Source organism: Streptomyces sp. NBC_01255 (assembly GCF_036226445.1).
GTDB lineage: Bacteria > Actinomycetota > Actinomycetes > Streptomycetales > Streptomycetaceae > Streptomyces.
Genome location: NZ_CP108474.1, coordinates 6,349,904 through 6,370,735, shown reverse-complemented (window position 1 = coordinate 6,370,735; position 20,832 = coordinate 6,349,904). Strand labels below are relative to the sequence as shown.

Annotated in this window: 15 protein-coding genes; 7 read left to right on the top strand and 8 right to left on the bottom strand. The window is 72.3% G+C overall.

The features are described 5' to 3' along the window. Positions 1-10 precede the first annotated feature (10 nt). A complete protein-coding gene (gene cobS / locus OG357_RS28835) occupies positions 11-775 on the top strand; it encodes an adenosylcobinamide-GDP ribazoletransferase (protein WP_329623925.1) in 765 nt (254 codons plus the stop codon). A 177-nt stretch (positions 776-952) separates the two neighbouring features. Here the strand turns inward: cobS and OG357_RS28830 are convergent, their stop codons facing one another. The 6 genes from OG357_RS28830 to OG357_RS28805 all read right to left on the bottom strand — a co-directional run bounded on the left by OG357_RS28830 (position 953) and on the right by OG357_RS28805 (position 8,165). Beyond that, positions 953-1,531 carry a fasciclin domain-containing protein gene (locus OG357_RS28830; protein WP_329623924.1) on the bottom strand — a complete coding sequence of 193 codons (579 nt, stop codon included), beginning with the start codon at positions 1,529-1,531 and terminating at the stop codon, positions 953-955. Between the two features lie 122 nt (positions 1,532-1,653). Next, positions 1,654-2,445, bottom strand: a complete 792-nt coding sequence (locus OG357_RS28825; RefSeq protein WP_329623923.1) for an endo alpha-1,4 polygalactosaminidase — start codon at positions 2,443-2,445, stop codon at positions 1,654-1,656. Then, on the bottom strand, positions 2,442-3,059 hold the full coding sequence (locus OG357_RS28820; protein ID WP_329623922.1) for a spherulation-specific family 4 protein: 618 nt from the start codon (positions 3,057-3,059) through the stop codon (positions 2,442-2,444). Before OG357_RS28820 ends, OG357_RS28825 begins: the two co-directional genes overlap by 4 nt. A 9-nt stretch (positions 3,060-3,068) precedes the next feature. Then, complete coding sequence (locus OG357_RS28815) at positions 3,069-4,493, bottom strand: hypothetical protein (RefSeq protein ID WP_329623921.1); 1,425 nt, start codon at positions 4,491-4,493, stop codon at positions 3,069-3,071. Next, the gene (gene pelF / locus OG357_RS28810; RefSeq protein WP_329623920.1) at positions 4,490-6,067 is read right to left on the bottom strand and encodes a GT4 family glycosyltransferase PelF; all 1,578 of its coding nucleotides are present in this window, start codon (positions 6,065-6,067) and stop codon (positions 4,490-4,492) included. Before pelF ends, OG357_RS28815 begins: the two co-directional genes overlap by 4 nt. Before the next feature lie 25 nt (positions 6,068-6,092). Beyond that, a complete protein-coding gene (locus OG357_RS28805; protein ID WP_329623919.1) occupies positions 6,093-8,165 on the bottom strand; it encodes an Agd3-related carbohydrate deacetylase in 2,073 nt (690 codons plus the stop codon). Between the two features lie 313 nt (positions 8,166-8,478). Between OG357_RS28805 and OG357_RS28800 the strand changes: the two genes are divergently transcribed. From OG357_RS28800 to aceE, 5 genes are all read left to right on the top strand, one after another. After that, positions 8,479-9,987: a leucyl aminopeptidase gene (locus OG357_RS28800; protein ID WP_329623918.1), complete on the top strand. Its 1,509-nt coding sequence runs from the start codon at positions 8,479-8,481 to the stop codon at positions 9,985-9,987. A 409-nt stretch (positions 9,988-10,396) separates the two neighbouring features. Further along, a complete protein-coding gene (lpdA, locus tag OG357_RS28795) occupies positions 10,397-11,785 on the top strand; it encodes a dihydrolipoyl dehydrogenase (RefSeq protein WP_317594395.1) in 1,389 nt (462 codons plus the stop codon). 63 nt (positions 11,786-11,848) lie between these two features. Further along, on the top strand, positions 11,849-13,600 hold the full coding sequence (gene sucB, locus OG357_RS28790; RefSeq protein ID WP_329623917.1) for a 2-oxoglutarate dehydrogenase, E2 component, dihydrolipoamide succinyltransferase: 1,752 nt from the start codon (positions 11,849-11,851) through the stop codon (positions 13,598-13,600). 128 nt (positions 13,601-13,728) lie between these two features. Then, positions 13,729-14,352 (top strand): GntR family transcriptional regulator, encoded by a 624-nt coding sequence (locus tag OG357_RS28785; protein WP_024758969.1) that lies wholly within the window; start codon positions 13,729-13,731, stop codon positions 14,350-14,352. A 308-nt stretch (positions 14,353-14,660) separates the two neighbouring features. Further along, the gene (gene aceE / locus OG357_RS28780; RefSeq protein WP_329623916.1) at positions 14,661-17,366 is read left to right on the top strand and encodes a pyruvate dehydrogenase (acetyl-transferring), homodimeric type; all 2,706 of its coding nucleotides are present in this window, start codon (positions 14,661-14,663) and stop codon (positions 17,364-17,366) included. A 90-nt stretch (positions 17,367-17,456) separates the two neighbouring features. Here the strand turns inward: aceE and OG357_RS28775 are convergent, their stop codons facing one another. Continuing rightward, positions 17,457-18,782 carry a protein kinase domain-containing protein gene (locus OG357_RS28775; protein ID WP_329623915.1) on the bottom strand — a complete coding sequence of 442 codons (1,326 nt, stop codon included), beginning with the start codon at positions 18,780-18,782 and terminating at the stop codon, positions 17,457-17,459. Positions 18,783-18,852: 70 nt separating this feature from the next. On the opposite strand from OG357_RS28775, the gene OG357_RS28770 reads away from it, so the two are divergent. Further along, a complete protein-coding gene (locus tag OG357_RS28770) occupies positions 18,853-19,824 on the top strand; it encodes a helix-turn-helix transcriptional regulator (RefSeq protein WP_329623914.1) in 972 nt (323 codons plus the stop codon). Here the strand turns inward: OG357_RS28770 and OG357_RS28765 are convergent. After that, positions 19,815-20,744, bottom strand: coding sequence for an SDR family oxidoreductase (locus OG357_RS28765; RefSeq protein ID WP_329623913.1), 930 nt, complete (start codon positions 20,742-20,744; stop codon positions 19,815-19,817). The genes OG357_RS28770 and OG357_RS28765 overlap by 10 nt on opposite strands. Positions 20,745-20,832: the final 88 nt, after the last annotated feature.

Genomic DNA, 20,832 nt, shown 5'->3' with positions numbered 1-20,832 from the left:
CCCTGCCCGGATGGACGGCCTGCGTTTCGCTTTCGGCACCCTCACCGTGCTCCCCGCCCGCATCACCCGCTGGGACCGGGACGCGGCACGCGCCGGCATGCTCTGCGCCCCGCTCGCGGGACTCGTCGTCGGCCTCGCCTCCGCCGCACTCGGCGGGACGTTCCTGCTGCTCGGCTCGGGCCCGTTCCTCGCGGCCGTCGTCGCCACCGCCGTCCCCGCCGTCCTCACCCGGGGGCTCCACCTCGACGGCCTCGCGGACACGGCGGACGGCCTCGGCAGCGCCAAGCCCGCCGAGGACGCGCTGCGCATCATGAAGCAGTCGGACATCGGACCGTTCGGCGTCATCACGATCCTCCTCGTCCTGCTCGCCCAGGTCGCCGCTCTCTTCCGCCTGTACGAGGAGGGCTGGGCGCACGGCACGGTCGCCGCCGTCCTCGCCGCGACCGTCGCCCGCCTCGCCCTCACCCACGCCTCCCGCCACGGCGTCCCCGCGGCCCGCCCCGAGGGCCTCGGCGCGATCGTCGCGGCGACGGTCCCGGTCCGCTCCGCGACCCTCGCGACCGCGCTCGTCCTGGTGGCGTGCGCGGGCGCGGGCCTCCTCTTCTCCCCGTACGACGCGGTACGCAACGTCCTCGCGGCCGGCGCGGCCCTGTGCGCGGCGGCCCTGCTGCTGCGCCGGTGTGTGCGGCGCTTCGGCGGGGTGACGGGCGACGTGTTCGGCGCGCTGGAGGAGACGGCGGCGACCGTGGCGCTCGTGGCACTCACCCTGGGCTGACGGCCGCGGCAGGAGCGTCCCGGGATTCGTCCACGTTCCGGGTGACGACATGAGCACCGATGACCCGCCTGATCCGCCGCCGCGGGGGCGACGGCCGACGGCGACACGCGACGTCGCGGACCCGGGGGTCCGCGACCGTCGTCACGCGGTGGAAGGAAGGGAACGGAGGGGCGACCGTCACTTCGGCATCAGGACGGTGTCGATGATGTGGACGGTGGCGTTGGACGTCGGCACATCGCCACAGACGATCTTGGCGGTGTCGTTGACGACGAAAGCGTCGCCGGAGCCGTCGGTCGTGACCGTGCCGCCCTGGAGCGTCTTGAACGACCCGTCGGCGAGCGCGGCCTTGTCGATCTCCTCGCCCACGACGTGGTAGGTGAGGATCTTGGTGAGGGCGGCCTTGTCCGCGAGGACCTTGTCCAGGTCCGCCTTCGGGATCTTCGCGAAGGCGTCGTTCGTCGGTGCGAACACGGTGATGTCCTCGGCGTTGTTCAGTGTGTCGACGAGACCGGCCTTCTGGACGGCCGCGACGAGAGTGGACAGTTCCGGGTTGTTCGACGCGGCCGTCGCCACCGGGTCGTCGGCCATGCCGTCGAAGCTTCCGTCACCCTCGGTGGGCACGGCGGCACAGCCCGGTCCGAACGGACCGTCCGTGTCCGCGGCAAAGGCCTGCGGGGCGAGCACTACCAGCGACACCGGGAGTACGACGGCGGCGCCGAGGGCCGCGATACGGCGCATGAGGTGCGCGGTGTTCATGGTGCTTCCTCCTCCTGGGGCCCGGTCCCCGGACGGGTCCGGTCACGGGTCGGGATGACGTCCTCAGGAGGTATTCGGTGCGGCACCCCTCGGCGGATGAGCCTCTGTCCGCCGGACAGGGCCTAGCAGGCCCGGCGCCAGACCCCCAGCTCGTAGCGCTTCTGCATCGAGCTGAGGCCCAGCTTCCGGGCCTGGGGGCAGAAGTCGCGGGCGTCCCGTTCGTACTCGACGTGGAAGACCGCCTTGCCCGCCGCCACGAACGGGGCCAGGCGGCCGCACTCGTCGTACTCGGCGCACTGTTCGTTGACCGCGAAGTCGAAGTCCGGGAGCAGCCGCGGGATCTGGTCCAGGTCGTTCTTGAGGCCCACCGCGAGGCCCCGGTCGTGGGCCAGGCGGGCGATGAGGCGGTTGTAGCGGAGCTGGTCGGCGGCGGTGAGGGGGAAGCCGGTGCGGTTCTTGTAGCCGTCCATGTTGTCGGGTTCGACGGCGTCGAAGCCCTTGTCCCGGCACATGTCGAGCCGCTTCGCCATCAGCGGTTCGAGGACGTCGGTGCGGCGGATGTCGAGCCAGCGCTCGCCGTCCCAGCCGTTGCCCTTGCCGAGGACGGACTTCGGGAAGCGGGCGGCGTCCGGGCGGAAGTCCTCCCAGGCGCCGGTGGAGAGGTAGCAGATGACCTTGCGGCCGCGGGCGTGCAGGTCCTGCACGGTGGACGCCGGGTGGTCGAAGCCGTCGATGTCGTACACCGGGACGTCGACGGTCGGGTCGAGACGGCCGCTGAGCTGCCACTGCCAGGCCAGGCCGGGCTTCGGCCGCCAGCGGTCGTCCGGCGAGGGTTTCGGGTCGGGGTCGGGGGCCGTCGTACAGGCCGTGGCCAGCAGCAACAGGCCCGCGAGCAGGGGCAGGAGGCGTCTCATCGGGCGGGCTCCAGGAGGTGCGGCAGGGTGCCCCAGGGGTGGGCGCCCGTGCCGGGGACGGCGCAGTGCACCGGGGTGGCCGGGCGGACCCCGGGCGGGGCCGCGTAGACGAGGTGGCAGTAGTGCGGGGCGACCGGGAGGTCGAGTGTCCGGTACGTGTCCCAGGGGCCCTCGAAGGTGACGAGGAGGTCGGCGAACTCCTCGTACCCCGGGTCCGGGTGGGCGCCGTGGTTGAGGACGAGGGCAGCGGCCCCGGCGGCCCGGGCCGCCACCGCGATCCGCCGGTAGTGGGCGAGGCCGCCGGGCGCCGTCGTCACCTGGTCGAGGAAGGTCCCGTCGGCGCCGTACCAGTCCCGGTGCCGGAGCAGTTCGGTGACGATCTCGGCGTGCGGGCGGCGGCCGTAGGCGGTGTCCACGTACCCGAGGACGCGGACACCGGCCTCCCGCAGCCGCGCGGACACCTCGGCGAACGCCGGGTCGGGCGCCTCGCCCGCGCCGCTCGCCGGGTTGAGGACGACGCCGTGGAGGGAGGGCGCGGCGGCGACGAGGGCCGACCAGGCCTCGGGGCGGTCGGCGGGGTGCTCGTAGTACGGCACCAGGAGGGCAGGCGTCACGGTCACCCTCTACGCGCGGTGGGCGGTCGGTCGTACCAGCAGAACACAGGTGAGGACGGCGAGCAGCGCCGCCGCTCCCCCGGTCGCCGCCGGGCCCGCCGCGGGCACCGCGGTCTGAGCCGCCGCCGCGATCAGGCAGACGGCCGCCGCGCTCGTCACCGAGCCGAAGGCCTGGAGCAGCAGTCCCAGCCAGAGCACGGTCCCGATCACGAGCAGCGTGACGAGGCGCGGGAGCGTCGGCCAGGGCGCGCCCGGCCAGGCCAGGGTCGCGGCGAGGGTGAGGCCGACGAGGACGGTGAGGTAGCCGCCGAGGCAGAGGACGAGGGTGCCGGTGACCGCCCTGCGGAACTCGCGGGCCGTGGTGAGGGTCCGCAGCCGGGTCAGGCTCTCGCCCCGGAAGCGGTGCAGCAGCCACTCGGCCGGTCCCATGGAGAGAGTGAGGGCGACGACCGCTCCGGCGCCGCTCACCAGGGTGTCGCCGATGCCCGCGTGGAGGACGAGCAGTCCGCTGCCGAGGCCGAAGAGTCCGTACGGGAGGGAGGCCGCGCGCGGGGGCCCGCCCCGGCCCGCCGCCCCGCGCCGCGCGCCCGGCCTGAGGACGAGCGCCGCGAAGGCGACGGCGGCGGTGAGCGAGGCGAGGAGAAGCCCGGCCCGCAGCAGGTCGGGCAGGTCCCAGCGGAAGGCGGGGACGGCTCCGGCGAGCGGCAGCAGGGCGCAGAGCAGGGCCCGTTCGCGACCGAGGACCAGGAGGACGGTCGCGGCGGCGAGGTAGAGCGACTGGCCGGCGGCGAACAGGGCCGCCGGGATCTCGCCGGGTCCGGCGGCCGCGAGCGCGACGGCGGATCCGGCGAGGGCGCCCGCCGGGGCGCCGGTGAGCAGGGCGCGGGCGGCGGCGGGCCGGTCGCCGAGGCCGAGCCAGGTGTACGCGCGGTGGGACAGGGCCTGGTTCCACACCCAGCCGGTGACGGCTCCGGCGAGGAGCGGAACCGTTCCGCCGGGGAGCCCGAACCGGCCGTGCTCCCCGGCGAGGAGCGGCGCGGCCAGGACGTAGGCGAGGCCGGGCAGCGCGAAGACGAGCCCGCGCAGGAGGCAGCCCGCGAGTTCGCTGTGCCAGGGCCCGGCGGGCGGCGCCTCCGGTGCGGGGTGGCGCCGCTCCCCGCGGGCGTAGAGGTCCTCGGCGAGGGCGAAGGAGTCGGCCCGGCCGTAGGTGAGGCGGATGTGGTCGTCGGTCATGCCGTCGGATTCGAGGAGTGCGGCGATCTCGTCCGGGTGGACGGCGACGGCGACGAACGCGTCGAGCCGCTCGGCGAGTTCGTCGAGGGGGTCGACGGCGAGGCCGGGGGCCGGCATCGGTGTGTCCTCCCGCCGGGGGCGGGGGATCGACGGGAGCGGGGTCGCCGCGGTCGGGGGTTTCAGCCAGAGGGAGCCGCTCATGCGGGGGTGCCTCCCACGACGAGGGGCGCGGGGGCGGGCGCGGGGACGCGGCGGGGGGAGGGGATGCGGACGGTCCACGCCTTCGGGGCGGGGAGGGGCCGGGGGCGGGGGCGGGGGGCCGGGCGTTCGCCCGCCAGTTCGCGGTAGATCTGGCGGAAGCCGTCCACCGAGCGGTTCAGGGTGAACCGGTCGATGACCCGCTGGCGCGCCAGGCGGCCGAGTTCGGCGCGCCGGGCTCCGTCCCTGAGCAGTTCGGTGACGGCGGCGGCCATGACGGCCGGTTCACGGGGCGGGACGACGATCCCGGTGTCGCCGACGGCCTCCCGTACGCCTCCGACGTCCGTCGAGACGGTGGCGCGGCCGCAGGACATGGCCTCGATGAGGGAGAAGGGGAAGCCCTCGCTGATGGAGGAGAGCATGACGACGCTGCCTGCCCCGTAGGCGCGTGGCACGTCGGAGACGCGGCCCTCGAAGGTGATGCCGTCGGTGACGCCGAGTTCGGCGGCGAGCTTCTCCAGGCGGGTGCGGTAGTCCTCGTTCCCTGCGGGGACCGGGCCGAACAACCGCAGCCGCAGCTCGGGGAGTTCGGCGCGGCAGATCGCGTAGGCCCGGATCAGGGTCTCCAGGTCCTTGATGGGGTCGACCCGCCCGCACCAGCTGAGGGTGGGGGTCTCGGGTTCGGGTCCGGCCTCGGGGAAGAGGGCCGGGTCGACGCCGTTGTAGACGGTGCGGATGCGGTCGGCGGGGGCGCCGCCGCGCTCCTCCCAGCGCCGGTTGTACTGGTTGCAGGGGGTGATGAGGTCGGCCTTGCGGTAGCCGAGCGTGTTGAGCTCGCGGTAGAAGCCGAGCATGAGGGCCTTGACGGGCCAGCGCTGTGCGTCGGTGCGGTAGCCGAGGTAGCGCTCGCGGAGGTAGATGCCGTGTTCGGTGAGCAGGAAGGGCACCCCTTCGAAGTGCTGCGCGGCGAGGGCGGGCAGCGTGGCGAGGCCGCTGGAGACGGCGTGGGCCACGCTGCCGGTGGCTATCCGGGCGGCGAGCGGGCGCAGGGCGTGTTCCAGCAGGTCGGTGGCGGTGAGCGCGTCGTGGACGGTGGGCCGGGCCGCAAGCGTCGGCAGGTGCGGCATGGTCCAGATCCACATGAGGGAGCGCAGGGCCGGTTCGGAACGGAGGGCGGGGGTCAGCCGTCCCTGCCGGGCGAGCTCGGCCAGCTCGTACAGGCTCGTGCCGAAGTCGCAGCCCGCGCCCGGGTCGAGGAGGGCGAGGAGCAGGCGCTCGTACGTGTCGAGGAAGCGGCGGCGTTCCCGCCCCCGCAGGGGCCGGCGCGCCCGGTCGAACAGACCGGGCGCGGCCGGCCCCTGGGGGTGGCCCCAGAGGGGGAACGCGGTGTGCCGGGTGATGTTGGGCGGCAGCTCCCAGGTGACGGGTTCGCGGCCGTTGCCGGTGAGGGCGAGGATCTCGAAGTCGACCTCCGGCATGCCGCGGACGAGCTGGTCGCACCAGGTGCTGACGCCGCCGTGGACGTGCGGATAGGTGCCTTCGGTGAGCATGGTGACGTGACGGCCACGGCTCGGCATGTGCGTTCCCCCCAGAACGTGCTGGTCAGGCGGTCGGGAGCGTGAGTGTGACGGCGGTCTGGAGCAGTTCGGGCGTGGTCCAGGCCGAGCGGGTGCCCGCGTAGGCCGAGCCGAAGGCGGTCGAGCCGAGCAGGGCCTGCTTGCGGGTGCCCTCGGGTGCGGTGACGGGCACGGTGAGGCCGGACGGGGCCTTGACGGTGACCGTGGTGCCGATGCGGTAGGCGGTGACCTTTCCTGCGGCGATCGCCTGGTCCCAGGCGGCACGACGGTTCAGCTCGGTTCCGACGTCCTTCTGACGCGGGTTCACCAGGGGTGCGCTGGGTGCGAACAGGTCCCTGTATCCGGAGAGTACGCGGTCGAGTACGGGGTAGAGGAGCCGTTCCTCGGCCAGGTTGGACTGGTGCACGTAGTGCGGGCGGGGGTCGTTTCCGAGCACGTGGGAGAGGGCCGTGCGGGCCTCCTGCGGGACGATCCGCTCGGCGTATCCCGTGGTGGTGGGGAGCGGGGCGGGCAGGCAGGTGGACAGCGGGTTGTCCTCGCAGATGCCACTGCCGCCGTCGGCGCGGGAGGTGTAGATCCAGTTGTACTCGTCGGTCATCTCGGCCGCGGTGCCCACGTTGTAGTACACGTTCATGGGGTGGCGGGGCACGGTCCTCGCGGCGGCGGTCCCGGTGCCGAGGGAACGTTGCTGCGGCTCGCGGGAATTGTCGCTCGCCGTCCATTTCACGCCGTTGTCGGCGAGGGCACCGGCGAGGTTCGGATTGTCGACGGGCTGCTGGGGCAAGGTCCTCAGACCGGAGTGCTCGCCGGTGACGAGTTCGGAGCGGTCGACGGAGATGCCCTTGCCCACGGCCCAGTTGTGGTTGTTCCTGATCTGGCCGGAGAGCTCGGAGCGGCTGACCCAGAGGGTGTTGCCCGCGAGGTCCTTGGCGCACTGCCAGGGGACGGTGGTGTTGTCCTGGACGCAGCCGAGGAAGGGGTGGGTGTAGGTGTGGTTGATCCACCGGTACTGGGTGCGGTCCGCGAGGAGCTGCGTGGTGAGCGGGTCGGTGCCGCCGTGCTCGGTCTTCCACTGCTCGCCCTGGCCGCCGTTGTAGACCATGTCGAGGGTGAAGCCGGAGGCCTTCTGCCAGGCGGCGGCGTACTGGGCGTCGGCGGCGGTCATCCGGATCGGGTTGACGCCCTCCCCGTCGTCCTCGACGCAGTCGAAGTCGCCGGGTGTGCAGTTGAGCGTGGAGTCCCAGCGGGCGTCGGGGGCGAAGACGTCGTCGACGTGGACGGAGAGGTAGTTGCGGCTCTGGCCGAGGTGGACGCCCTGGGTGAGCCATTCGACGATGCCGCGCGCGAGGGCCCGGAACTGCCGCTGGTACTGGTTGTAGGCGAAGGTGACGACGAGCTCGCGGCGCCCGTCGGCGGTGTACTCGCCGACGAGGCTGGCCCGGCCGCCGCCCGCACCGTCGATGGGCACGTCGAGGTAGCTGGTGAAGCCGGCGCGGGGGCGGCCCGCGTAGCCGTAACTCTCGGCGATCGCCGGGTCGTTGTCCTCGAAGGTCAGCGCCCCCGCGAGGTACCGGAAGGGCCCCGTCTTCCCGGCGGCGGTGACGCCGGCCGTGGTCCCGTCGAGGACGCCGGACCAGCCGCCCTCGTTGGTGTAGTCGAGGCCGACGCCCGGGTGCGACCAGGTGTAGGCGTCGACCTGCGGGATCCCGAAGGTCCGCTCGTACGCCTGGAGCGCGGTGTGCTCGGCGGAGTCGGGGCCGAAGGCGCTCTCGTGGGGCAGGACGACGCCCTGGTACTTGGCGCGCGGGCGGCCGTCGAGCGTGTCGCTGAGGAAGGCCGGGTCGAGGACCGGCCGGTTCGGGTCGTTGAGGTCGATCCTGCGGTACGGGACGCCGGAGCCCTTCAGCTCGGCGGTGATCGCCTCGACGGCGCTGCCGCCGTCGTCGACGACGAGGACCGTCAGGTCGACGCGGGGCGCCGGGGCTGCCACGGCCTGCGCGGACGGCAGGACGGTGGCGAGCAGTGCGGCGGCGGCGAGCGCCGCGACCCTGGCGGTACGGGGTGCGGTTCTGGGCGTGCGGATTCGGCCGGAGTCCATCGGTGGTGTCCCCCCTCGGCAGGCCCGTCCGGGCCGGAGCCGGCTCGGCGGGACCTGTGGAGATGATGCAGATGGTGCAAAGGCGAGTGCGTCGCCTTGCAGGAATGAGGCGAGTGTGGACGAGCTCTCCGAGCCTGAACGGTAAACATGAAAGAGACACCACGGATGAGTGAATCACTGCCGCCGTGAGCGAACGCCGCGAGCGAGCGTAGGCTCGTTCTCGGCGCTCTCCGGGCCGAAATACGATGCGGCGGGCACGGTCGGCCCATCCCTCGACCGCCGAAGAACTCAATGGAAGCGAGAATTCACCACCGTGACTGCTCTCACTCTCAGCACTGCCGGTGCGGCGACGCTGCGCGCCGACGCCCTCGTGGTCGGCGTCGCGAAGACCGGGAAGACGCTCGTCGTCGCCCCGGGCGCCGAGGCTGTCGACAAGGCCTTCGACGGGCGGCTCGCCGCCGTCCTGGAGACCCTGGGCGCCTCGGGTTCCGAGGGTGAGGCGATCAAGCTGCCCGCGCCCGCCGGTCTCAAGGCCCCCGTCGTCCTGGCCGTCGGCCTGGGCACCGCCCCCGAGGACGGCGAGTCGTTCGGCGCGGAGACCCTGCGCCGCGCCGCCGGTACGGCCGCCCGCACCCTGACCGGCTCGAAGAAGGCCGCCTTCGCGCTGCCGATCGCCTCCGCCGAGGACGCCGCCGCCGTCGCGGAGGGCGCCCTGCTCGGCGCGTACGCCTACACCGCGTACCAGGAGAGCGCCAAGGACGCGAAGAAGCCGCTGGCCGAGGTCGCCCTGCTCGGCGCCAAGCCGCGCGACAAGGCGTACAAGGCCGCCGCCGAGCGCGCCCAGGCCGTCGCGGAGGAGATGAACCGCGCCCGCGACCTGATCAACATGCCGCCGAACGACCTCTACCCCGAGTCGTTCGCCGCCATCGTCGCGGCCGCCGGCAAGGAGCACGGCCTCAAGGTGCAGGTGCTCGACGAGAAGGCGCTCGACAAGGGCGGCTACGGCGGCATCCTCGGTGTCGGCAAGGGCGCCGTCCGCGGCCCGCGCCTGGTCCGCGTCGCCTACACCCACCCGAAGGCGGAGCGGACCCTCGCCCTCGTCGGCAAGGGCATCACCTACGACTCCGGCGGCATCTCCCTGAAGCCGGCCGGCCACAACGAGACGATGAAGTGCGACATGAGCGGCGCCGCCGCCGTGTTCGCCGCCGTCGTCGCCGCGTCCCGCATCGGTCTCGCCGTCAACGTCACCGGCTGGCTCGCCCTCGCCGAGAACATGCCGTCCGGCAACGCCACCCGCCCGGGTGACGTGCTGCGCATGTACAGCGGCAAGACCGTCGAGGTCCTCAACACCGACGCCGAGGGCCGGCTCGTCCTCGCCGACGCGCTGACCAAGGCCTCCGAGGAGCACCCGGACGCGATCGTCGACGTGGCGACCCTGACCGGCGCCATGGTGCTGGCCCTGGGCAACCGCACCTTCGGCATCATGGCCAACGACGACGACTACCGCACCGCGATCCACGAGGTCGCGGAGGAGGTCGGCGAGGCGTCCTGGCCGATGCCGCTCCCGGCGGACCTGCGCAAGGGCATGGACTCCCCCACCGCCGACATCGCCAACATGGGCGAGCGGATGGGCGGCGGCCTGGTCGCCGGTCTCTTCCTCCAGGAGTTCGTGGGCGAGGGCATCACCTGGGCCCACCTGGACATCGCGGGCCCGGCCTTCCACGAGGGCGCCCCGTACGGGTACACCCCGAAGGGCGGCACCGGCTCCTCGGTGCGCACCCTGGTGAAGCTGGCCGAGCGCACGGCGGCCGGCGAGCTCTGAGCTCCCCCCTTTTTCAGGGCTCGGCTCGCCTCCGGGGCGCTTGAGCCGCTGTCGACGGTCGATCGTGCTCGGTCGCTTCGCGACCTCCGCGCGTTCTCCCTTTCGACAGCGGCGCGCCCCTTCGGCTCGCTCGCCCTCGTAGCGAAGGCCCTGGGTAACGCACCCGGGGCCTTCGTGGTTGTTCGCTCGCGACGAAATCCGTAGGTTCGTACGCTGGGGCGATCCCTCCGTACGGACGATCGGCCGTCTCAGAGCACGGCCCCGCGTCCCGCCATCCGTCAACAAGTGCGAAGATGGGTTCTCGGCAGGACAGGGCCCCCACCACAGGGCCGAAAAATAGCGGCCGAACACCAGCCGCCGCCCGGTCACTGAAGACCGGCGACGAGCGCACATGCATGGAGGACGTGACGTGGCGAACGACGCCAGCACCGTTTTCGACCTAGTGATCCTCGGCGGCGGTAGCGGCGGTTACGCCGCGGCGCTGCGCGGAGCGCAGCTGGGCCTGGACGTCGCACTGATCGAGAAGAACAAGCTCGGCGGCACCTGCCTGCACAACGGCTGCATCCCGACGAAGGCCCTGCTCCACGCCGGCGAGGTCGCCGACCAGGCGCGCGAGGCGGAGCAGTTCGGTGTCAAGGCCTCCTTCGAGGGCATCGACATCAAGGGCGTGCACAAGTACAAGGACGACGTGATCTCGGGCCTGTACAAGGGTCTGCAGGGTCTCGTCGCCTCCCGCAAGGTGACCTACATCGAGGGCACGGGTCGCCTCTCCTCCCCGACCTCCGTCGACGTCGACGGCCGTCGCGTCGAGGGTCGTCACGTCCTCCTCGCCACCGGCTCCGTGCCGAAGTCGCTCCCCGGCCTGGAGATCGACGGCAACCGGATCATCACCTCGGACCACGCGCTGACCCTGGACCGGGTCCCGGAGTCCGCGATCATCCTCGGTGGCGGCGTCATCGGCGTCGAGTTCGCCTCGGCGTGGAAGTCCTTCGGCACCGACGTGACGGTCATCGAGGGCATGAAGCACCTCGTCCCGGTCGAGGACGAGAACAGCTCGAAGCTTCTTGAGCGCGCGTTCCGCAAGCGCGGCATCAAGTTCAACCTCGGCACCTTCTTCCAGTCCGCCGAGTACACCGACAGCGGCGTCAAGGTGACCCTGGCCGACGGCAAGACCTTCGAGGCCGAGGTGCTGCTCGTCGCGATCGGCCGCGGCCCGGTCTCCGCCGGTCTCGGGTACGAGGAGCAGGGCGTCGCGATGGACCGCGGCTACGTCCTGGTCGACGAGTACATGCGTACCAACGTGCCGACGATCTCGGCCGTGGGCGACCTCGTCCCCACCCTCCAGCTCGCGCACGTCGGCTTCGCCGAGGGCATCCTCGTCGCCGAGCGGATCGCCGGTCTGAAGGCCGTGCCGATCGACTACGACGGCGTGCCGCGGGTGACGTACTGCCACCCCGAGGTCGCCTCCGTCGGCATCACCGAGGCGAAGGCCAAGGAGATCTACGGCGCGGACAAGGTCGTCGCCCTCAAGTACAACCTCGCGGGCAACGGCAAGAGCAAGATCCTCAAGACCGCGGGCGAGATCAAGCTCGTCCAGGTCAAGGACGGTGCCGTGGTCGGCGTCCACATGGTCGGTGACCGCATGGGCGAGCAGGTCGGCGAAGCGCAGCTGATCTACAACTGGGAGGCGCTGCCGGCCGAGGTCGCGCAGCTCATCCACGCCCACCCGACGCAGAACGAGGCGCTCGGCGAGGCCCACCTGGCCCTGGCCGGCAAGCCGCTGCACTCCCACGACTGACGCTCGTCGTCATCACAGGGCGCGACGACCACTTTCCGCAATTCGTTAGGAGCAACTGAAACCATGTCGGTTTCCGTAACCCTGCCGGCGCTCGGCGAGAGCGTCACCGAGGGCACCGTCACCCGCTGGCTCAAGGCCGAGGGTGAGCGTGTCGAGGCCGACGAGCCGCTGCTCGAGGTCTCGACCGACAAGGTCGACACCGAGATCCCCGCCCCCGCCTCGGGCATCCTGGCCTCCATCAAGGTCGCCGAGGACGAGACGGTCGAGGTCGGCGCCGAGCTGGCCATCATCGACGACGGCACGGGCGCCCCGGCCCCCGCCGCCTCGCCGACCGCCGAGACCGTCGTCACCCCGGTCCCCGTGGCCGAGGCTCCGGCCGCTCCGGCGCCTGTCGCCGAGGCCCCCGCCGCGGCTCCGGCCGGTGGCGCCGCCGGTACGGACGTCGTGCTGCCCGCGCTGGGCGAGTCCGTCACCGAGGGCACCGTGACCCGCTGGCTGAAGTCGGTCGGCGAGACCGTCGAGGCCGACGAGCCGCTGCTCGAGGTCTCCACGGACAAGGTCGACACCGAGATCCCGGCCCCGGTCTCGGGTGTCCTCCTGGAGATCGTCGTCGCCGAGGACGAGTCCGCCGAGGTCGGCGCCAAGCTGGCCGTCATCGGCGCCGCGGGTGCCGCTCCGGCCGCCCCCGCCGCCCCGGCTCCGGCCGCTCCGGCCGCTGCTCCGGCCCCCGCCGCTGCCCCGGCCCCGGTGGCTCCGGCCGCCCCGGTCGCGGCCCCCGCGCCGGTGGCTCCGGCCGCCCCGGCTCCCGCACCGGTGGCACCGGCCGCAACCCCCGCCCCGGTCGCGCCCGCAGCCCCTGTGGCCGCTCCGGCTCCGGCCGAGGACGGCGCGTACGTGACCCCGCTGGTCCGCAAGCTCGCCACCGAGAACGGTGTCGACCTGGCGGCCGTCAAGGGCTCCGGCGTCGGCGGTCGTATCCGCAAGCAGGACGTCCTCGCCGCCGCGGAGGCCAAGAAGGCCGCCGCTGCCGCCCCCGTCGCCGCCCCGGCCGCCCCGGCCGCCGCGAAGGCTCCGGCCCTCGCGGTCTCCCCGCTGCGCGGTCAGACCGTCAAGATGACCCGCATGCGCAAGGTCATCGGCGACAACATGATGAAGGCGCTGCACGGCCAGGCCCAGCTGACCTCGGTCGTCGAGGTCGACATCACCAAGCTGATGAAGCTGCGCGCCCGTGCCAAGGACGCGTTCGCGGCTCGTGAGGGCGTCAAGCTCTCCCCGATGCCGTTCTTCGTCAAGGCCGCGGCCCAGGCGCTGAAGGCCTTCCCGGTCATCAACGCCCGGATCAACGAGGACGAGGGCACGATCACCTACTTCGACACCGAGAACATCGGTATCGCGGTGGACTCCGAGAAGGGTCTGATGACCCCGGTCATCAAGGGTGCGGGCGACCTCAACATCGCCGGTATCTCGAAGAAGACCGCGGAGCTGGCCGGCGCCGTGCGCGCCAGCAAGATCACGCCGGACGACCTGGCCGGTGCGACCTTCACCATCTCCAACACCGGTTCGCGCGGCGCGCTGTTCGACACGATCATCGTGCCCCCGAACCAGGTCGCCATCCTGGGCATCGGCGCCACCGTGCGCCGTCCGGTCGTCATCGACCACCCGGACCTGGGTGAGACGATCGCGGTCCGCGACATGACGTACGTCGCCCTGTCCTACGACCACCGTCTGGTGGACGGCGCCGACGCCGCCCGCTACCTGACGGCCGTCAAGGCGATCCTGGAGGCCGGCGAGTTCGAGGTCGACCTCGGCCTGTAAGGCGATGTGAGGGCCGTACGCCGACTGGCAACGTAACGAGCCTCACCTGCGGCGCCCCCGCCCGGAAGTGTTTCCGGACGGGGGCGCCGCCGTATTGTCTAAGGGTCAACACTCCCCGAGGAGCCTTCATGACCGTCCCCGTCGTCCACTCGCTGCGCGAACAGATCCGCGAGCACATCGTGGAGGGGATCGTCAGCGGCCGCTGGAAGCCGGGCGAGCGCATCGTGGAGCGCCGGATCGCGACGGAGCTGGAAGTCAGCCAGACCCCGGTCCGTGAGGCCCTGCGCGAGCTGGAGTCGCTGCGCCTGATCGAATCGGCCCCCAACAAGGGCGTCCGGGTCCGCAACCTCACCGCGGCCGACCTGGAGGAGAGCTACCCCGTACGGGCCGGTCTGGAGCAGATCGCGGCCGAGCTGGCGGCCGGGCGGCTCGCCACGGACTGCTCGGCCCTGGAGCCGCACGTGGCGGCGCTGTACGAGGCGGACGCGACCGCCGACGGTACGGCGCAGGTGCGGCACACGGTGGCCTTCCACCGGGAGCTGGTGAAGGCCGCCGGGAACGCGGTACTGCTGCACACCTGGGAGACGCTCGGCATCGAGGTCTTCACGGCCCTGTCGATCCGCTGGCTGGGCACGGTCCAGAAGTCGTACGCGGAGGAGCACCAGGAGCTGGTGGAGGCCTTCCGCCGGGGCGACCCGAACATCGGGGCGCTCGTGAAGGCCCACGTCCTGGGCTGCGCGCCCCGAGCCTGACCCCTGACGTGACGCACAGTGAGCGGGTCCACCCCTGGGTGGGCCCGCTCATTCGTGCGAGCACCCTCTCAGACAGCGGCTCCCACCTGCGAGAACAAGGCGAAATCAAGGCGAATTCGAGGCACCCGGTGCCCCCTGCCGCGGCACCCTGTGCCGACTTTCTCGATCTGGAGAGGTTTTTCCCCTCCAGCCTTTGATCGATCATCGATCGCTGGCTTACAGTCTTCCGCGGGCCTCACCCGGCCCTTCGCCCTGTCCTGCCAGACATGGCCCCCATCTCTACCCCACCTGTCCGGAAGGCGGCGATCATGACCGATCCCGTAGGCAAGATTCCGAGCGAGCTCGACCAGCTCCCGGACCGTGACACCGAGGAGACCGCCGAATGGGCGGCCTCCCTGGACGCCGTCACCAAGGCCGCCGGCCCCCACCGGGCCGCCTACCTGATGCGCCGTACGCTCCAGCACGCCGAGGGCGCGGGCCTCGCCCTGCCCAAGCTGCTGGAGACCGACTACGTCAACACCATCCCCACCTCCGCGGAGCCGTCGATCGGCGAGTTCGGCGGCGACGAGGAGATGGAGCGGAAGATCACCGCCTGGAACCGCTGGAACGCGGCCGCGATGGTCACCCGCGGCTCGAAGTACGGCGTCGGCGGCCACATCGCCACCTTCGCCTCGGCGGCCTGGCTCTACGAGACCGGCTTCAACCACTTCTTCCAGGGCAAGGAAGCCGACGGTTCCGGCGACCAGCTCTACATCCAGGGCCACGCCTCCCCCGGCATCTACGCCCGCGCCTTCCTCGACGGGCGCCTCGGCGAGGCCCAGCTCGACAACTTCCGGCAGGAGTCCGGCGGCAACGGTCTGCCCTCCTACCCGCACCCGCGCCGACTGCCCTGGCTGTGGGAGTTCCCCACCGTCTCCATGGGTCTCGGCCCGCTCTCCGCGATCTACCAGGCGCGCTTCAACCGCTACCTGACGAACCGTTCCATCAAGGACGTCTCGGCCTCCCACGTGTGGGCCTTCCTCGGTGACGGCGAGATGGACGAGCCCGAGTCGACGGCAGCCCTCGCGCTCGCCGCCCGCGAGGGTCTGGACAACCTGACCTTCGTCATCAACTGCAACCTGCAGCGCCTCGACGGCCCGGTCCGCGCGAACTTCAAGATCGTGCAGGAGCTGGAGGCCCAGTTCCGCGGCGCCGGCTGGAACGTCGTGAAGTCACTGTGGGGCAACGCCTGGGACGAGCTGTTCGCGCTCGACACCACCGGCGCCCTCGTCCGCCGCCTCCGCGAGGTGCCGGACGCGCAGGTCCAGACGTACCAGACCCGCGACGCCGCCTACATCCGCCAGGACTTCTTCGGCAAGGACCCGGCGCTCGTCGCGATGGCGCAGCTGCTGAGCGACGACAAGATCCTGGAGTGTTTCCACCTCTCCCGCGGTGGCCACGAGCCGCGCAAGGTGTTCGCCGCGTACAAGGCCGCCCTGGAGTTCAAGGGCGCGCCGACGGTCATCCTCGCGCAGACCGTCAAGGGCTTCACCCTCGGTGAGGGCTTCGCGTCGAAGAACGCGAACCACCAGATGAAGAAGCTGACGACCGACGAGTTCAAGAACATGCGTGACCTTCTTGAGCTGCCGATCTCGGACGCGCAGTTCGTCGACGGCCAGGTGCCCTACGGCCACCCCGGCGCCGACTCCCCCGAGGTCCGCTACCTCCAGGAGCGCCGCGCGGCCCTCGGCGGCCCGGCCCCGGCCCGCCGCACCCACGCGCTGGCCCCGCTGCCGGCCCCGGCGGAGAAGGCCTTCACCGCCTTCGACAAGGGCTCCGGCTCGCAGTCGATGGCGACGACGATGGCGTTCGTCCGGCTCATCAAGGACCTGATCCGCGACAAGGAGACCGGCAAGCGCTGGGTCCCGATCGTCCCGGACGAGGCCCGCACCTTCGGTATGGAGTCGCTGTTCCCGTCGCTCGGCATCTACTCGCCGAAGGGCCAGACGTACGAGCCGGTCGACCGCGACCAGCTGATGTACTACAAGGAGGCCGTGAACGGCCAGATCCTCAACGAGGGGATCACCGAGGCCGGTTCGATGGCCGATTTCATCGCCGCGTCCACCGCGTACTCCACGCACGGCGAAGCGATGATCCCGTTCTACATCTTCTACTCGATGTTCGGCTGGCAGCGGACCGCCGACCAGATGTGGCAGCTCGGCGACCAGCTCGGCCGCGGCTTCCTCGTCGGCGCGACCGCCGGCCGTACCACCCTGACCGGTGAGGGCCTCCAGCACGCCGACGGCCACTCGCCGGTGATCGCGGCCACGAACCCGGCGGCGCTGTCCTACGACCCGGCGTTCGCCTACGAGGTCGCGACCATCGTCAAGGAGGGTCTGCGCCGGATGTACGGCGAGGCCGCCGAGGGCGAGGACCAGGACGTCTTCTACTACCTGACGGTCTACAACGAGCCGATGCCGCAGCCGGCCAAGCCGTCCGGCATCGACGAGGGCATCGTCAAGGGCCTCTACCGCTTCAACACCGCGGAGTCGGCCGGTCTCGACCTGCCCGCGAACGCCTCGCGCATCCAGCTCCTCTCCTCCGGCACGGCGATCCACTGGGCCCTCGAGGCGCAGAAGCTGCTCGCCGCCGAGTGGGGCGTGGCCGCCGACGTGTGGTCCGCGACCTCCTGGACGGAGCTGCGGCGCGACGCCCTGGAGGCCGACGCGGCGCTGCTGCGCGGCGAGGAGCAGGTGCCGTACGTCCGTAAGGCCCTGGAGGGCGTCACCTCCCCGGTACTCGCGGTCTCCGACTACATGCGCCAGGTCCCGGACCAGATCGCGCAGTGGGTCGAGCAGGACTGGTCCTCGCTGGGCGCCGACGGCTTCGGCCTCTCGGACACCCGTGAGGCGGCCCGCCGCCACTTCGGCGTCGACGCCCAGTCGATCGTCGTCGCGGCGCTCGCGCAGCTGGCGCGACGCGGCGAGGTCCGGGCGACGGCCGTGAAGGAAGCGCGCGAGCGCTACGGCCTGTAGTCCGGCCGGCTTGACCTGCCCGAGGGGCCGCGCCCGTACTTCGGTACGGGGGCGGCCCCTCGGGCGTTGCCTGGTCGGGGAGCGGGGGTGTCAGCCCTTGGCGTCGGGCCGGTCGGCGTACCGCCATCGCGGGACGCCGGTTCGGGTGTTCGCATCGCGGCGGTCCGTGAGGGCGGCGACCTCGCGCTCCGCCTCGGTGCGGATGCGGTCCGCCTCGGCGTTGGCTTCGGCGACGATCTCCGCGCCTTCGCGCTGCGCGGTCTCCACCGTGAGCCTGGCCCGGCGCTCCGAGTCCGTACGCAGCTTCAGCGCCTCCCGACTGAGCTGCTCCGCGCGGTGCTCGATCTCCGCGAGGCGCTCCTCGGCCTTCGCCTGACGCGCGGCCAGGTCCCGCACCGACTGTTCACGCCGCTGCTTCAGCAGGGTCTCGAACTCGGCGGCGGCCTGCGACGCCTTCGTGCGGGTCTCCTCGAAGAGGGCGTCCGCCGCCGCGCGCTTGGCCTGTGCGTGCCGGTGGGCCTCGGCGAGGATGCGGGCGCGCTCGTCCTCCACGTCCCCGGTACCGGAGACGGCGGGGGCGGTGAGCTCCCCGACCCGGGCGAGGACGGCCGCGGCCGACTCCGGCCGGTCGGCCGGGCTGCGGGCGAGCAGGTGCATGACGAGCGCGCTCAGCTCCGCCGGGATCCCGGGCGCGTGGTGGTGCGGCGGGACCTCCGTGCCGTGCAGCTTCTGGTTGATCAGGCCGAGCATGTTGTCGGCGGCGAAGGGCGCGCGGCCGGTCAGGGCGAAGTAGAGGACGCAGCCCAGGGAGTAGAGGTCGGTGCGGTGGTCGACCGTCCGCTCGCCGAGCGCCTGCTCCGGCGACATGTAGAGGAGCGTGCCGATGGCGACGCCGGTGCCGGTGAGCCCGCCGGTCCTGAGCGTGTCCCCGAGGAACTTGGCGATGCCGAAGTCGAGGATCCTGAGGTCGCCGTCCTCCGCGAACATCACGTTGTCGGGCTTGATGTCCCGGTGGACGATCCGGCGGGAGTGCGCCGCGTCGAGGGCGGTGGCGAGCTGCCGGGCCCAGTCGACGACGACGCGCCAGTGCGGCCGTTCCGCCTGGACGGCCCGGGTGAGGGTGCGGCCGGTCAGCCGCTCCATGACCAGGTACAGCGCCCGTTCGCCGTCGATCTCGGTCGCGCCGCAGTCGTGCGCGACGACCGTGTGGCGGCCGGGCAGGCTCGCCGCCGAGCGGATCTCCCGGCGGAAACGCAGGAAGGTCTCCTCCTCGCCCATGTCCGGGAGCGCGGTGACGAGTTTGACCGCCACGTCCCGCTGCATCCGCCGGTCGAGCGCACTCCACACCTGCCCCATGCCGCCGCGGCCGAGCCGGGTCTCCAGCTCGTACCGCCCGTCCAGCACCGTCCCCCGCATCGTGCCCTCCCCGGTGGTCCCCTCAGGCTCCGTGCCCCCAAGGCCACAGTATGGATGGCAGGGTGGGCGCATGCGTGCCGCCCGTCTCATCAAGTTGGTCCTGCTGCTCCAGTCCCGTCCGTCGATGACGGCGGCCGAACTGGCCGCGGAGCTCGAGGTGTCGGAGCGGACCATCACCCGGGACGCGCTCGCCCTCGCCGAGGCGGGGGTGCCGGTGTACGCGGACCGGGGCCGCGCGGGTGGCTACCGGCTGATCGGCGGCTACCGGACGCGGCTCACGGGGCTCGCGCGGGGCGAGGCGGAGGCGCTGTTCCTCTCCGGGCTGCCGGGCGCGCTGCGCGATCTGGGGCTCGCGGACGCGGCCTCGGCGGCCCGGCTGAAGGTGTCGGCGGCGCTGCTGCCGTCGCTGCGGGACGCCCCCGACGCGGTGGGCCGGCGCTTCCATCTGGACGCGCCCGGCTGGTACCAGGAGCCGGAGACCCCGGAGCTGCTCGCCCCGATCGCGGAGGCCGTCTGGGACGACCGGCTGCTCTCCGCCCGCTATCTCCGCGGGGACGGCGAGGAGGTGGAGCGGGAGCTGTGTCCGTACGGCCTCGTCCTGAAGGCCGGTGTCTGGTACGTGTGCGCACGGGCGGACGCCTCCTTCCGCACGTACCGCGTGGACCGGTTCACGGCGGTCGCCGTGGGCGAGGAGCGGTTCGTCCGGGACGAGGAGTTCGACCTCCCGTCCTTCTGGGAGGAGCGGGCGGCGGAGTTCGCCCGCTCCCTGCTGCGCGCCGTGGTCGTCCTGCGGCTCTCGGAGGCGGGCGCGCGGCGGCTGCCGTACGTCACGGACCGCGCGGCCGCCGAGGAAGCCCTCGCGGCCGGGGAGCGGGACGAGGAGACCCCCGGCCGGACGACCGTGACGCTGCGGGTCGAGAGCGAGGAGGTCGCCTTCTCCCAGCTGCTCGGCCTGGGCGCGGAGGCCGAGGTGGTGGCCCCGGACTCCCTCCGCGCCCGTTTCCGGGAGGCGGCCCGGGGGCTGGCGGGCCTCTATCTGTAGTCGTTGATGTCCGGGTCGCCCGTCTCGTCCGCGAGCATGTAGCCCCAGGCGTCCGGCTGCGAGCCGTCGGCGTCGGTGAAGCCGTACTCCTTGGCCAGCTGCCCGCTGGAGAGCGACTGCCCGTTCCAGCGGTGCCGGTCGGCGTCGGCGGCGAGGGCGGCGACGGCCCTGCCGACGTACGCCGGGGACTCGGCGACGGCGAATCCGGGGATCTTCTCGACGGCGTCGCGCCAGTTCTCCTCGGTGACGCCGAAGGCGGCGAGCATCTGCTCGGACCTGAGCCAGCCGGGAGTGAGGGCGACCGCCGTGGCGCCGTGCTCCTCCAGCTCCTTGCCGAGGCCGAAGGCCATCCGGAGGGGCGCGTTCTTGGCGAGGTCGTAGAAGAGGTTCTCGCGGAAGCGGGTGCCGTTGTACTCGGTGGTGCCGTCGGTGAGCTCGATGACGAGGCCGCCCGGGTTCCGGATGAGCAGCGGCAGGGCCGTGTACGAGGTGATGACGTGCGTCCGGATGCCGAGTTCGAGCATCCGGAGGCCGCCGTCGAGGTCGTTCTCCCAGGTCTTCTTCCCGAAGACGAGGAGGTGCTCGCCGCCCCACACGTCGTTGACGAGGACGTCGAGCCGTCCCCGTTCCCGGTCGATCCGGTCGATCAGGGCCCGGACCTGGTCCTGCTCCAGATGGTCGGTCGGCACGGCGATGCCCTCGCCGCCGGCGGCCGTCACCAGTTCGGCGGTCTCCTCGATGGTCTCGGTGGCCCGGCCGACCTCGCTGACCTTCTCGCGGGTGGTGCGCCCGGTGACGTACACCGTGGCTCCGGCGGCCCCCAGCTGGACGGCGATGCCCCGTCCGGCGCCCCGGGTGGCTCCCGCGACCAGGCAGACGCGTCCGTGCAGCGGTTTCGTTTCGTGTGTGTCCGTCGTCATGACCACCAGACTGGCAGGAAAGTACGACATCTTCTGTCCGGATTCATTTCCGGAGTTCTTCGGGCATTCCGGGTGCGTCGCGCTCGCC

Coding starts and splice junctions, on each gene's coding strand:
- OG357_RS28765 (WP_329623913.1), bottom strand. CDS start 20,744: ATGACGACGGACACACACGAAACGAAACCGCTGCACGGACGCGTCTGC.
- pelF (WP_329623920.1), bottom strand. CDS start 6,067: ATGCCGAGCCGTGGCCGTCACGTCACCATGCTCACCGAAGGCACCTAT.
- OG357_RS28825 (WP_329623923.1), bottom strand. CDS start 2,445: ATGAGACGCCTCCTGCCCCTGCTCGCGGGCCTGTTGCTGCTGGCCACG.
- OG357_RS28805 (WP_329623919.1), bottom strand. CDS start 8,165: ATGGACTCCGGCCGAATCCGCACGCCCAGAACCGCACCCCGTACCGCC.
- sucB (WP_329623917.1), top strand. CDS start 11,849: ATGTCGGTTTCCGTAACCCTGCCGGCGCTCGGCGAGAGCGTCACCGAG.
- OG357_RS28775 (WP_329623915.1), bottom strand. CDS start 18,782: ATGCGGGGGACGGTGCTGGACGGGCGGTACGAGCTGGAGACCCGGCTC.
- OG357_RS28770 (WP_329623914.1), top strand. CDS start 18,853: ATGCGTGCCGCCCGTCTCATCAAGTTGGTCCTGCTGCTCCAGTCCCGT.
- OG357_RS28785 (WP_024758969.1), top strand. CDS start 13,729: ATGACCGTCCCCGTCGTCCACTCGCTGCGCGAACAGATCCGCGAGCAC.
- aceE (WP_329623916.1), top strand. CDS start 14,661: ATGACCGATCCCGTAGGCAAGATTCCGAGCGAGCTCGACCAGCTCCCG.
- OG357_RS28830 (WP_329623924.1), bottom strand. CDS start 1,531: ATGAACACCGCGCACCTCATGCGCCGTATCGCGGCCCTCGGCGCCGCC.
- cobS (WP_329623925.1), top strand. CDS start 11: ATGGACGGCCTGCGTTTCGCTTTCGGCACCCTCACCGTGCTCCCCGCC.
- OG357_RS28815 (WP_329623921.1), bottom strand. CDS start 4,493: ATGAGCGGCTCCCTCTGGCTGAAACCCCCGACCGCGGCGACCCCGCTC.